The organism is Paraburkholderia sediminicola, from assembly GCF_902859805.1.
In the GTDB taxonomy this organism is placed as follows: Bacteria; Pseudomonadota; Gammaproteobacteria; order Burkholderiales; family Burkholderiaceae; genus Paraburkholderia; species Paraburkholderia sediminicola.
On the sequence record NZ_CADIKC010000008.1, the window covers coordinates 98,619 to 112,131 of the forward strand.

The 13,513-nt window shown below is 62.1% G+C and carries 9 protein-coding genes; 5 read left to right on the top strand and 4 right to left on the bottom strand.

The annotated features are described in order from the left end of the window. Positions 1-20: 20 nt before the first annotated feature. On the top strand, positions 21-410 hold the full coding sequence (locus tag R8871_RS25695; RefSeq protein WP_175052978.1) for a cupin domain-containing protein: 390 nt from the start codon (positions 21-23) through the stop codon (positions 408-410). Positions 411-426: 16 nt separating this feature from the next. Here the strand turns inward: R8871_RS25695 and R8871_RS25700 are convergent, their stop codons facing one another. Further along, positions 427-1,476: a LysR family transcriptional regulator gene (locus tag R8871_RS25700; protein ID WP_175052979.1), complete on the bottom strand. Its 1,050-nt coding sequence runs from the start codon at positions 1,474-1,476 to the stop codon at positions 427-429. Positions 1,477-1,732: 256 nt separating this feature from the next. On the opposite strand from R8871_RS25700, the gene R8871_RS25705 reads away from it, so the two are divergent. Beyond that, positions 1,733-1,945, top strand: coding sequence for a hypothetical protein (locus R8871_RS25705; protein WP_175052980.1), 213 nt, complete (start codon positions 1,733-1,735; stop codon positions 1,943-1,945). Between the two features lie 53 nt (positions 1,946-1,998). On the opposite strand, the gene R8871_RS25710 is transcribed toward R8871_RS25705, so the two are convergent. Then, positions 1,999-2,616: a TetR/AcrR family transcriptional regulator gene (locus R8871_RS25710; RefSeq protein ID WP_175052981.1), complete on the bottom strand. Its 618-nt coding sequence runs from the start codon at positions 2,614-2,616 to the stop codon at positions 1,999-2,001. A gap of 219 nt (positions 2,617-2,835) precedes the next feature. Between R8871_RS25710 and R8871_RS25715 the strand changes: the two genes are divergently transcribed. From R8871_RS25715 to R8871_RS25725, 3 genes are read left to right on the top strand one after another with little or no spacing between them, the layout of a single operon-like run. Further along, a complete protein-coding gene (locus R8871_RS25715) occupies positions 2,836-4,044 on the top strand; it encodes an efflux RND transporter periplasmic adaptor subunit (RefSeq protein ID WP_175052982.1) in 1,209 nt (402 codons plus the stop codon). Further along, entirely contained in the window at positions 4,041-7,163 is a 3,123-nt protein-coding gene (locus R8871_RS25720; RefSeq protein ID WP_175052983.1) for an efflux RND transporter permease subunit, read from the top strand. Before R8871_RS25715 ends, R8871_RS25720 begins: the two co-directional genes overlap by 4 nt. A gap of 4 nt (positions 7,164-7,167) precedes the next feature. Next, positions 7,168-8,691, top strand: a complete 1,524-nt coding sequence (locus R8871_RS25725) for an efflux transporter outer membrane subunit (protein WP_175052984.1) — start codon at positions 7,168-7,170, stop codon at positions 8,689-8,691. Between the two features lie 761 nt (positions 8,692-9,452). On the opposite strand, the gene R8871_RS25730 is transcribed toward R8871_RS25725, so the two are convergent. Together R8871_RS25730 and R8871_RS25735 are read right to left on the bottom strand one after the other, a co-directional pair. Further along, positions 9,453-10,331 (bottom strand): lipid A biosynthesis lauroyl acyltransferase, encoded by an 879-nt coding sequence (locus tag R8871_RS25730; RefSeq protein WP_175052985.1) that lies wholly within the window; start codon positions 10,329-10,331, stop codon positions 9,453-9,455. Between the two features lie 415 nt (positions 10,332-10,746). Next, entirely contained in the window at positions 10,747-13,248 is a 2,502-nt protein-coding gene (locus tag R8871_RS25735) for a penicillin-binding protein 1A (RefSeq protein WP_175052986.1), read from the bottom strand. Positions 13,249-13,513 lie beyond the last annotated feature (265 nt).

Sequence of the window (13,513 nt, forward strand, 5' to 3'; positions counted from 1 at the left end):
CGCTCAAGAGGAGTATTTCGATGTCTGACCAGCAAGCGATTCAACAGCCTCACCGCGCCATCAACTTCGCTGAAAAACTGCAACTCATCAACGACCAGTGGCAACCGCGCGTGGTCGCGGAGATGAACGACTACCAGTTCAAGCTGGTGCGCATCGAAGGCGACTTTGTCTGGCACGAACATGCCGACACGGACGAAACATTTATCGTGCTCGACGGACAGTTGCGCATCGACATGCGCGACGGCTCCGTGCTGCTCTCCGCAGGAGAAATGTTCGTGGTGCCCAAAGGCACGGAGCATAAACCGTATGCCGAGCGCGAGGTCAAGCTGCTGCTGATCGAACCGCGCGGCGTGAAGAATACCGGCGAAGAAAGCAACGAACGCACCGCCGCGAACGACGTGTGGATCTAGACGTTCCGCACACGCCTCAAAGCGACGACGACACCACGATCCGCGCGCGTGAAACCGGGAGCGTCGGCCGTGTCGCTTCGCCCGGCAAGGCGGACACCGGCAGATCGTCGGCATAAACCGGCGAGCCGGCCACAGCACGCCGCGGCATCCTGGCACGGGGATCGCGCGCGTGCTCGTCGGTCCGCTGAAAATGCGCGACGAGATGATCGATAAAGGTCCGCACTTTCGCCGGCAAATGAAGGCGGCTTGGATACGCAATCGTGATTTCGATTTGCGGCAGACGGTAATCGCCGAGCAACGGCACAAGTCGCCCGGACGCCAGGTCGCGGCCGATCAGGTAGCTCGGCAAAATGGCCACGCCCATGCCCAGCAAAGCGAACTGCCTCAGCATCTCCGTGTTGTTCGCCGCAATCGCGTTGGTGGGTCTCACACGGACTTCACCCTGCGGTCCGGTAAACACCTTTTCGTCGCCGCCCTGCTCCGCGGGCCGGCTCAGACACGGGTGCTTCAGCAGATCCTCGGGACGGACCGGCGTACCGTGCTGCTCGAGATAAGCAGGCGTTGCGCAAACCGTCATATAGCCGGTGGTCAATCGCCGCGTGACAATGCTCGCGCTGCGCATCTGCCGCGCGACCATAATGCCGACGTCGAACCCCTCTTCCACCAGATCGACGTGGCGATCCGCCAGCGTGACATCAGGCATGACTTCCGGATAACGCTCGGCGTAAGACTGCACCACCGGCGCGAGGCTATGCAGCCCGAACACCACCGGCGCGACGATGCGCAGCGTGCCAACCGGTTCGTGATTGCGCGCCACCACCATCTGCTCGACGCCTTCCAGGTCGTCGAGAATATGGCGCACGCGCTCCAGATAGGTGGTGCCGGATTCGGTCAGCGAGAGACGCCGCGTCGTGCGATTGAGCAGCCGGGTACCAAGGCGCGCTTCCAGATCCGCGACGTGGCGCGTAACGACTGCAGTGGAAAGATCCAGCGCGCCCGCCGCGCGGACGAAACTGCCAAGGTCGGCCACCTTGACGAATACACGCATCGACTGCAATTGATTCATGGGACGACTCCTGCCTCGGTAAAGCCGGGCCGGCGCAACACTGCCGCCTGTGTCGACCCGCGCGACAAGGCGCGCGCGGATTTGCCCAACGATTCGATTGTATCGACCCGATCATGTCCCAACCCTGACCTGAACATGACAATCCGGTCAGGTTCCGGAGGCGATAGCGACACTATTGCGAGGCTTATTGCGGATATTTGGTAGGTATAAACCCTTAGATGCTGGTAACATAGCGCCCGAAAGGAAATTAATCGCTATGCCACATCGTTTTCAGCTTTTCGAAAAAATCGCATTTTCACTGGTTTGCTGGTCCGCCGCGGCCTGTTCGGCCTTCATCGCCTACGAGCGGTGCCCGGAACTCAAGGTTGCCCTGCACGTCGGTGAAGAAGTCCTGCGCTACAGCGGGCAGTATTCGTTCGTCTGCGCCACGCCGGTGGCAGACGCCTGCGCGCAGTTGCCTGCCAGCTGATCTGCCGGCACGCGTAATACCCGTAATACGCGGGTATTCGGCGGGTATTCGTATTACGGATCGCGCCCGAACACCACGCGCGCGAAAAATCCCGCCAGCACCGTTTCGGCCATCTCCGACGACACATTCTGCGGGTCGACCGTGTAGAAGAACTGCACGCCGTCGCACAACCCCATCAAGCCCATCGCCAACGTCTCCGCCGGCAATGGTAGCGGCGTGCCGACCCGAGTCGAAAACTCGCGGATGTACGCGCTCAACTGTTCGAGCTTTTCGTGCATGAATGCGTTGAAGCGTATGCGGAAGCGGCCGTCGCGCACGGCCAGCAGCTTCGCCTCCACCCACAGCAGGAAGCATTTGTTCTCGCGATGCAGATTGCTGTAGTAGCGCAGCACGCGCTCTTCCATTTCCTCGCGCGACGTGGCGTTCTCGAAAATCGCATGCAACCCCATCTGCATGATCTCGTGGTCGCTCCGCAGTAGTTCGAGGAACAACTCGTTCTTGCTGCGGAAGTTCGAATAGAACGCGCCGCGCGTATAACCCGCCGCCCCGGCGATGTCTTCGACACTCGCCGCGACAAAGCCTTTCTTCATAAAAATCGCTTGCGCAGCGTCGAGCAGACGCTGGCGCGTCTGGTCTTTGCTCTGCTCGCGTGTCAGTCGTTGCCGTTTCATGGGCGCAAGTCTAGCACCGAAAAGAATTCGAATTCACATCAACATTCAAATACAGGTGTGTATTAGAATGCGACCATCCATTCGAAGTCAGACGCGTATGCCAATTGCATGTTTTGGCCCTCGTGTCTTCGCTGGCGAGCCGCTGCGGCTTGCCGTGTTCGTTCGCTGTCTCCAGTTGGGGTAATTGTGAAGCGTCCCGGTCCTCCCGCATCGTCTGCGATGCGCCAGCAGTCCCATCGGTATGCGCATTCCGCGCGCTTGCGCCGCGCAGCATTTGCCCTCGCGCTCGCCGGTATCGTCACGCTCGCCGCGTGCTCGAAGAAAGAAGCGGCTGCGCCCGCGCCGCGTCCGGTGGTCGCCGTCGCTGTACATGGGGACGGCAGTGCGGCGGCCGCGGCGTCGTTGCCCGGCGAAGTGCAGGCGCGCTATTCCACGCCGCTGTCGTTTCGCGTCGGCGGCAAAATCATCGAGCGGCGCGTGCGCCTGGGCGATGTCGTGAAGAACGGGCAGATCGTCGCCCGGCTCGATCCTGCGGATGCGCAAAAGAATGCCGCCAGCGCGCAGGCTCAACTCGAAGCCGCGCAGCACAGTCTCGTGTATGCGAAGCAGCAACTCGATCGCGACCAGGCGCAGGCAAAGGAAAATCTGATTGCACCCGCTCAGCTCGAACAGACTACCAACGCGTACGCCTCAGCCGCCGCGCAGCGCGACCAGGCCGCGCAGCAGGCGGCGCTGTCGAAAGACCAGTTGCAGTACACCACGCTCAGCGCCGATCACGCCGGCGTGATTACGGCCGAGCAGGCCGACACCGGCCAGAACGTGTCTGCCGGACAAGCCGTCTATAACCTCGCATGGAGCGGCGATATCGACGTCGTCTGCGACGTGCCGGAAAGCGCGCTCGCCGCGCTTTCGGTCGGGCAGACCGCGCAGGTCACGCTGGCTGCGCTGCCGGGCCGCAGCTTCAAGGCGCGCGTGCGCGAACTGTCGCCCGCCGCCGATCCGCAAAGCCGCACTTACCGCGCCAAGCTCACGCTCGACAATCCCGGCCCGGACGTACGCCTTGGCATGACCGCCGACATCGCGCTCGCCGCGCCATCGACCTCGGACTCATCGGCTAACTCCGCTGCCACCTCAGCTGCCAACACCGCAGCGAGCGAGAACGGCTCCTTCACCGTGCCCGCCACCGCCCTGTTCCACGACGGCACGCAACCGGCCGTCTGGGTCGTGCGTGCTGCGGACAACGCGCCGGGCGTCGATACGCTGGAACTGCGTCGCGTGACGGTCACGCGCTACAACGAGCGCACGGTCGTGATCGGCCAGGGCCTCAAGGACGGTGAGCGCGTCGTACTGCAAGGCGTGCATACCGTGACCGCAGGCGAAAAAGTCCACGTGATCCCGCCGCTGCATCCCGAGGACTTCGCTTCATGAGCACCACGCATGAAGAAGGACGCTTCAACCTGTCCGCATGGGCGCTGCGCCATCAGGCGCTGGTCGTCTTCCTGATAGCGCTCGCTACCGCATTCGGTGTTCTCGCCTACACTCGCCTCGCCCAATCCGAAGATCCGCCCTTCACGTTTCGCGTGATGGTGATCCGCACCTTCTGGCCCGGCGCGACCGCGCGCCAGGTGCAGGAACAGGTCACCGACCGCATCGGCCGCAAATTGCAGGAAACGCCTGCCATCGATTTCGTGCGCAGCTACTCGCGCCCCGGCGAATCGCAGATGTTCTTCTCGATGAAAGACTCGGCGCCGGTCAAGGACGTGCCCGAAACCTGGTATCAGGTGCGCAAGAAAGTCGGCGATATCGCCGCGACCCTGCCACCAGGCATTCAAGGCCCGTTCTTCAATGACGAATTCGGCGACGTCTACACCAACATCTGGACGCTCGAAGGCGACGGTTTTTCCGCCGCACAACTGCACGATTACGCGGACCAGCTGCGCACGGTGCTGCTGCGTGTGCCGGGCGTCGGCAAGGTCGATTACTTCGGCGATCCAGACCAGCACATCTACATCGAGATCGCCAACACGCAACTCACGCGCCTTGGCATCTCACCACAGCAGCTCGGCCAGGCGATCAATTCGCAGAACAGCGTCTCGCCGGCAGGCACGCTGACCACCACCGACGACCGCGTGTTCGTGCGCCCCACCGGCCAGTTCAAGGACGTCAATGCGCTCGCGGACACGCTGATTCGCATCAATAATCGCTCGTTCCGTCTCGGCGACATCGCCACCATCAAGCGCGGCTACGACGATCCGGTCGCCACGCAGATGCGCGCCGGCGGCAAGGAAGTGCTCGGCATCGGCGTCACGATGCAACCGGGCGGCGATGTGATTCGTCTGGGCAAGGCGCTCGATCAGCAGATGGTCACACTGCGGGCTTCCCTGCCCGCCGGTTTGCATCTGGTCGAAGTGTCGAGCATGCCGAACGCGGTGGCGCATTCGGTCGACGATTTTCTCGAAGCCGTCGCCGAGGCCATTGCGATCGTGCTGGTGGTCAGCCTGCTGTCGCTGGGCGTGCGCACCGGCATGGTGGTCGTGATCTCGATACCTGTCGTGCTCGCCGTCACGGCGCTGTGCATGTATCTGTTCGATATCGGCCTGCACAAGGTGTCGCTGGGCACGCTGGTGCTCGCTTTGGGGCTACTGGTCGACGATGCGATCATCGCCGTCGAAATGATGTCGGTGAAGCTGGAGCAAGGCTGGAGCCGCACCCGCGCGGCCGCCTATGCATATACGAGCACCGCTTTCCCGATGCTGACCGGGACGCTCGTGACCGTCTCCGGCTTCCTGCCGATTGCTCTCGCCAAGTCGAGTACCGGTGAATACACGCGTTCGATTTTCGAAGTATCGGCCATCGCGCTAATTGCATCGTGGCTCGCGGCGGTGGTGCTGATTCCACTGCTCGGCTATCACATGCTGCCGGAGCGCAAACGCCAGGCACACGAAGCGGAAGATCACGAACACGACATCTACGACACGCGGTTTTACAAGCGCCTGCGCGGCTGGATCAGCTGGTGCATCGAGCGGCGTTTCGTCGTGCTGGCGATCACCGTCGTACTGTTCGTTCTGGCCATGGCGGGCTTCACGCTGGTGCCGCAACAGTTCTTCCCGAGCTCCGACCGTCCCGAGTTGCTGGTGGACGTGCGCTTGCCCGAAGGCGCGTCGTTCGACGCGACGTTGCGGCAAGCAGAGCGCCTCGAAAAAGCGTTGGTGGGCCGTCCGGAAATCGATCACACGGTGAATTTCGTCGGCACTGGCGCGCCGCGTTTCTATCTGCCACTCGATCAGCAATTGCCGCAACCGAATTTCGCGCAGTTCGTGATCACCGCGAAATCCGTGAAAGATCGCGAGAAGCTTGCGCAGTGGCTCGAACCGGAATTGCGCAACAACTTTCCGGCGATCCGCACCCGCCTGTCGCGCCTCGAGAATGGTCCGCCGGTCGGCTACCCCGTGCAGTTCCGCGTGAGCGGCGACGATATCGCCACCGTGCGCTCGATCGCGGAGCGCGTCGCCGCGACCATGCGCGCCGACGGCGGCACCCGCAACGTCCAGTTCGACTGGGACGAGCCCGCCGAGCGCTCGGTGCGCTTCGAAGTCGATCAGAAGAAGGCGCGCGAACTTGGTGTGACCTCCGAAGACATCTCGAGCTTCCTCGCGATGACGCTCTCCGGCTACACCGTTACGCAGTATCGCGAGCGAGACAAACTGATCAGCGTCGATCTGCGCGCGCCCAAGGCGGAACGCGTCGACCCCGCGAAGCTCGTCACGCTGGCAATGCCGACGCCGAACGGCCCGGTGCCGCTCGGCACGCTCGGGCATCTGCGCAACGACCTCGAATACGGTGTGATCTGGGAGCGCGACCGGCAACCCACCATCACCGTGCAGTCCGACGTCGCGCCTGGCGCGCAAGGGATCGACGTCACGCATGCCGTCGACAAAGCCCTCAGCCAGATTCGCAGCACGCTGCCGGTCGGCTACCGGATCGAGATCGGCGGATCGGTCGAGGAAAGCGGCAAGGGGCAGACGTCGATCAACGCGCAGATGCCGATCATGATCATCGCCGTACTGGTGCTCCTGATGGTCCAGTTGCAGAGTTTCGCGCGCGTGTTGATGGTGGTGCTGACCGCGCCGCTCGGCCTGATCGGTGTGGTGTTGACGCTGCTGCTGTTCGGCCAGCCGTTCGGCTTTGTCGCGATGCTCGGTGTGATCGCGATGTTCGGCATCATCATGCGCAACTCGGTGATTCTGGTCGATCAGATCGAACAGGACATTGCCGCAGGACACAAGCGCTTCGACGCGATCGTCGGCGCAACGGTGCGGCGCTTCCGGCCGATTACGCTGACCGCTGCCGCCGCCGTTCTCGCGCTGATTCCGCTGTTGCGTTCGAACTTCTTCGGCCCGATGGCGACCGCGCTGATGGGCGGCATTACGAGCGCGACCATCCTCACGCTGTTTTATCTGCCGGCCCTGTACGCCATGTCGTTCAGAGTACGCACCGACGAGCGCGAGCCACCCGCGCCGTCCGGCACGACGCATTCGGGGAACTGAGATCATGGCTACCTTTGCATTCCCTCGACACCTGCGCCTCACGCTTCTGGCTGGCGCTACGCTGACGCTGGCCGCCTGTTCGTTCGGCCCGAACGGCGAGCCGCCCGCCATGCCGCAACCGGCGCACTACGGCGCCGAAGCGCAACCGGCGCAAACCGTGCCTGCACAAGGCATTACCCAGCAGTTCGTGGCCGGCGCGAAACCCGTGCCCGAATGGTGGAAGCTGTATCAATCGGCGCCGTTGAACGCGCTGGTCGATGAAGGCTTGCGCAACAGTCCGACGCTCGCCGCAACGGACAAGAGTCTCGCCGCCGCGCGCGAGCAATTGCGCGCGCAGATCGGCAGTTCGATGCTGCCGACCATCGACCTGGGCGGCCAGGCCACCCGCAATCGTGCGCTGGCGATTCCCGAGGCGGGTCCGAATACGTTCCTGTACAACATCTTCGTAGGCCAATTGCAGGCGCACTACACGTTCGACCTGTTCGGCGCTTCGCGTCTCGCCGACGCCGCGCTTGCAGCTCGCGTGAATGTGCAGGCGTATCAGTTCGATGCCGCGCGCCGGGCGCTGGCCGCCAACATCGTGACGGCGGCGATCACGAGCGCGGCTTTGCGTGCGCAGATCGACACGACCGAGCGTCTCGTGACGATTGCCAACGATCAGGCGCGCGACACGCAACGGCGCTACGTACTGGGCGCGGTCTCCCATGCCGATCAGTTGAGCGCGCAACAAAGCGCGGCGAGCCTGTCGGCGAGTTTGCCGGGCTTGAAACAGCAATGGCTGACGACGCGTCACGCTTTGGCCGTGCTGCTCGGCCGCACGCCAGACGCGGCCCCGGACGACCTCGATCTTGCGCAACTGCACGTTCCTGAACAGGTCCCCGTCGTGGTGCCATCCGAGCTGCTGCGCACCCGCCCCGACATCCAGGCCGCAGACGCCGCCTTGAAAGCCGCGGCGGCCGACGTCGGCGTGGCGACGGCACAGATGTTCCCGAGTCTCTCGCTGAGTGCGTCGATGGGACAAGGCGGCTTTAGCTGGCCGGTGGCGCTATCTGGCGCGGGGGCGATCTGGAGCATTGGCGCATCCTTGTCACAACCGCTGTTTCACGGCGGCGCCCTGTTCGCACAGCGCCGCGCAGCCGTCGACACCTATGACGCCACAGTTTCGCAATACAAGCAGACCGTGCTGACCGCCTTCCAGAACGTCGCCGACACGCTTGCAGCACTCCAGCACGACGCACAAGCGCTCGACGCCGCGAACATCGCAGCGCGCTCGGCGCAGGGAATTTTCGACGAAACGTCGGGCCGCTACCGCCTCGGCGCATTGCCGATTGCCTCCACACGCTCGAGCGAGCAGCAGTTCCGCAACGCGCAGCTCGACGAGATCCGCTACACGAGCGCACGCCTAACGGACACAGCGGCCCTCTTCCAGGCAATGGGCAATCCGCCATTGGAACCGGGGCAGACTACGTCTGCGTCTGCCTCAGCGGTGCCGGGGGCTTCCACGGCAAACCAGGGCGCATCGAACTAAACCTGGGATTCCGTAGTTATGGCTGCGGACTTATCCCCAGTTTATGTTGAAGAGGCTGTTGAAAACTATCTGACAAGCCGGCTAACACGTTGAACGCGCGGCGATTTTTGGTCACGGTGCGCAATGAACCAGGGGGTGCTGAATGTGCCTCCTGATTCTGGCCGCAGCCATTGGGATGCCTCATCATGTCACAACGTTATCCCCAGTTTATGTTGACAGGGCTGTTGATAACTACGGGGCTACGCGCATAAGTACTTGATGCGGATCGGATTGTTGCCAGGGGTGCAGGCTGATGCAGAGGGTGATCGACTACGCGCCGCGCGACGGCGACCGAATTGAGGAGAGACGCCTTATCCACAGATTTTGTTGAAAGGCATGTTGATAACACCTGGACATCCGTCGTAAGTGCTTGAACGCGCAACGAAATCAAAAGTAGATCTTTGAAGCGCAACCCAAACAGCGAGCGGCTTTAAGAATCACGCTTGGGCGCGCGCAGCGCCGCCGGAAGAATGACGCCCTTGTCACAAGCGCATGCCGGTGCACGAACCCAGATTCCAGTCGCACCACTACCCGCAGCAAACCGCGGTGCCCACTTAGCATTAGCGGTTTGAGCCGCTTTCTTTTGCCTACTTTTCTTTGCGGCAAGCAAAGAAAAGTAGGTGCCGCCCCGCACAGGGGCAACACTAATAGACCACTAACAAAACAAGGAAAGGCACAAAACCCAGAACACGGCCCAAAAGCGCCGCAAAGGCAAAAAAAAATCAATAAACCCCAGCCTCCCCAACAGGCCGATTCTTAAACCTCTTATGCACCCAATAATACTGATCAGGAATCCGACGCACCTGCGTCTCAAGAAACTCCGTAATCCGCCGAGCATCAACAGCAACATCTTCCGAAGGAAAATCCTTTAACGCTTCGAAGATAGTCAACTTATAGCCGCGATAATCGGGCAAAACCTCAGTCACAAACGGCACAACCCGAGCATTCCCAGCCTTAGCCATCCGCGAAACGGAAGTGAGCGTACAAGCAGGCACACCAAAAAACGGCACAAACACCGAATCCCGCAACCCAAAATCCATATCAGCAGCCAGCATGACAGGCTTGCCATCCCGCAGCACACGCAAAGCCCGCCGCACACTATCGCTGCGCGGAATCATCTCCGTACCAAAGCGCCCACGCTGCCGCTTGGCCATCGCGTCAAGCAACAAATTCGACATCGGCGTATACAAAGACGCAACCGGATGCCGCGTCGAATACATCATGCAGCCCGCCTCGATACCGACAAAATGGAAGCCGACAAAAATCGTCGGCTGCCCCTCCATGTCGGTCAGATCGATCGCGCTCTCCACCTCCACAAGGCGCGCCAACGCCTGCGCATTGCCGAACCATTGGGGACCGCGCTCGACATAGCTGCGGATCACATGACAGAAATGCGCACGCGCGAGACGCTCGCGCGCGTCGTCGCTCATATCGGGAAAGCACAGTTTCAGATTGGTATGCACGACGCGCCGGCGCGCGCTGGGAATCCGGTACAGCAATGCACCGATGCCGGTGCCGATGCGCGCCACAACGCCATATGGCAGGAACGCAAATGCGCGCAGCAGACCTGTCATCAGACAGATGAGTATTCGACTTTTCACGAGGCAACGACCCGGTGGATGCTGTGTAACAAACACGCCGGCCGTAGCAACCTGACGGTTACCCTCGGACGAAGTGGCATGCGCGCGCGTCAAACGGGTCTTGCGCGGCGGGACTTTCGAAGACGTGCACCTCGCTCGCGGCGAGGCGCAGCAGTGTTGGAGGCCGAAACCGCGTAGGAATCGAGCGCCCGTATGGGACCCAATAAAAAAGCACCGCAGGCGTGATTAAAACACACTGCAGAAGGCGGCCACAAAATCTGCCCGGCGGGACCTGCATAGCGCGACAGAAATCCGCGTCAGCGCGCGGTTTCGCCTTCCTTTCAGAAACTTGCGCGTGCGGCCCCGGACAGGCCGCACACACTCACCCAGCCTCTAAGCGAACCCCGAAGAAATTCCCTTCGGGGACTCACGGACATCAAGGCTTGTTCGTCTCGAACAGATCCATGATCTGCTTCTTCTCATTCGACGAGACGCTCGGCGGCGGCACTGCCGGCGGTGTCATACCCGCCGGCCCCACGCCACCCACCGCGTCGCTGGCACCGGCGGTCGGATTCGCCGAATCCAGACCAATGCTGGCGACGAAACCATTGCCCGGCGTCATATCCGTATAGAACAGTTCGCCGTCGACCGCGGTCACGCCGTCCGGCTGCGCCGGCTCGCTTTGCGGTACACCACGCAGCGCACGCTGCATGTACTCGACCCAGATCGGCAACGCGAGCTGTGCACCGAACTCGCGGCTGCCGAGACTCTTCGGCTGGTCGTAACCCATCCATGCCACCGCCACCAGCGATTGCTGATAACCGGCAAACCAGCCGTCCTTGGCGTCGTTGGTCGTACCCGTCTTGCCCTGCAGGTCCGAACGATGCAGCGCGTTGGTGCCCGCACCCGTGCCGGCCGTGGCCACCGAATGCAGCAGGCTGTTCATGATGTATGCATTACGCGGCTCGAGCGTACGCGGTGCATCCTGGCCGGCGGTCAATGGCTGCGCCTTCGAGAGCGGCTCGCCGCGTGCATCCGTCACCTCATTGATCAGATACGGATTGATCCGGTAGCCGCCGTTCGCGAACACCGAGTAAGCGCCCGCCGATTGCAACGGCGTGACGAGGCCGGCACCGAGCGCCATCGGCAGATACGGCGGGGTCTTGTCTGCGTCGAAACCAAAACGCTGCGTGACAAAATCTTGCGCGTACTTGGTACCGATGAACGACAGGATACGGATCGACACCAGGTTCTTCGATTTCTGCAGCGCGAGGCGCATCGGCATCGGACCGTCCGGCTGGTCGTCGTCTTTCGGCTCCCACGCGTCACCGCCCGGCGTGCTCGGCGGGAAGTACAGCGGCGCGTCGTTAATGATCGTGGCCGGTCCGAGACCCTTGTCGAGCGCGGCCGAATAGATGAACGGCTTGAAGCTCGAGCCCGGCTGACGCCACGCCTGCGTGACGTGGTTGAACTTGTTCTTGTTGAAGTCGAAACCGCCCACCAGTGCGCGAATCGCGCCGTCCTGCGGCGTCAGCGAAACCAGCGCGCCTTCCACTTGCGGAAGCTGCGTGATCTGCCAGTTGCCCTTGTCGTCGGCGACGAGGCGCACGATCGAACCCGGCTTGATCTTCGTGGCGGCCGCCGCGCGTGCGGAGAGCGCGCCGGCTGCGAAGCGCAGACCGTCGCCGCTGATCGTCACTTCGGTGCCGTCGACCAGTTGCGCCTTCACCTGCTTCGGATTCGCATCCGTCACCACGGCGGCGATGATTTCGCCGTTGTCGGGGTGATCGGTGAGTGCGTCGTCAATCGTCTGATCGCGGTCGTCGCCCGGTGCGGGCAATTGCACGAAGCCTTCCGGTCCGCGATAGCCGTGGCGCCGTTCGTAGTCCATCACGCCCTTGCGCACCGCGCGATAGGCGGCGTCCTGGTCGGCGGAATCGATTGTGGTGGTGACGTTCAGGCCGCGCGTATAGGTTTCGTCCTTGTACTGCGCGTACATCATCTGGCGAACCATTTCGGCAATGTACTCAGCATGCACGCTGTATTCGTTGCCCGGGTTCTTGGTGTGAATCTCTTCCTTGACGGCCTGGTCGTACTGATCCTGGCTGATGTATTTCAGCTCGAGCATGCGCTTCAGGATGTATTCCTGACGAATCTTCGCGCGCTTCGGATTGACCACCGGGTTATACGCGGAAGGCGCCTTCGGCAAGCCGGCCAGCATCGCGGCTTCAGCCAGCGTGATGTCTTTCAGATCCTTGCCGAAGTACACGCGCGCGGCCGCGGCAAATCCGTACGAGCGCTCGCCCAGATAAATCTGGTTCATGTAGACCTCGAGGATCTGATCCTTGGTCAGCGCGCGCTCGATCTTGTACGCCAGCATCATTTCGTAAATCTTGCGCGTGTAGGTCTTCTCGCTCGAGAGGAAGAAGTTGCGCGCCACCTGCATCGTGATCGTGCTCGCGCCCTGCGAGGCGCCGCCATGCGTGATGTCGGAAATGCCCGCACGCAGAATGCCGACGAAGTCGACGCCGCCGTGCTCGTAGAAGCGATAGTCTTCGATCGCGAGCACCGCCTTCTTCATCTGGTCGGGAATGTCCTGGAAGCGCACGATGCTGCGCCGCTCTTCGCCGAACTCGCCGATCAGCACGTGATCCGCGGTGTACACCCGCAGCGGCACTTTCGGGCGATAGTCGGTCAGTGCATCGAGCGACGGCAGTTGCGGCCCCATCACCACGAGCGCGTAACCGACGATCAGCGCACCCACCACGGCGATGGTCGCCAGCAGGCTGACAAACCAGATGGTGATGCTCGCGCCGATCGAACGGCGGCCAGGCTCAGCGTCGCGCGAAGCAGCGTTGCGTCCTGGAGTGCGGTGGTAGGCGTCGCGGTCGTCACCAGCCGGAGAATTTGAAGAGTGCGGTCGTTTGATGATTGGCATGACTGAAATAGTGGGCGCGTAACTGAACGCGTGAGGCGCAAAACACCGCGCGGCCCTATGCCCCCGGGCGACCGCACGGCACGCCTGTGACATCGTCCGGCGCAACGTAACAGCGCATTTTAAAGAAATCAAGCGCCGTCCAAGACAGTTTTTTTGTAAGAATTCCCTTCGTGCTTCGTTATACAGGTAGATCACGGGAGTCGCGCAAGCGCCCCCCGCGTCACTTGCCAGGGTTATCAACAGAAATTGTTGAAAGGCCTGTGGA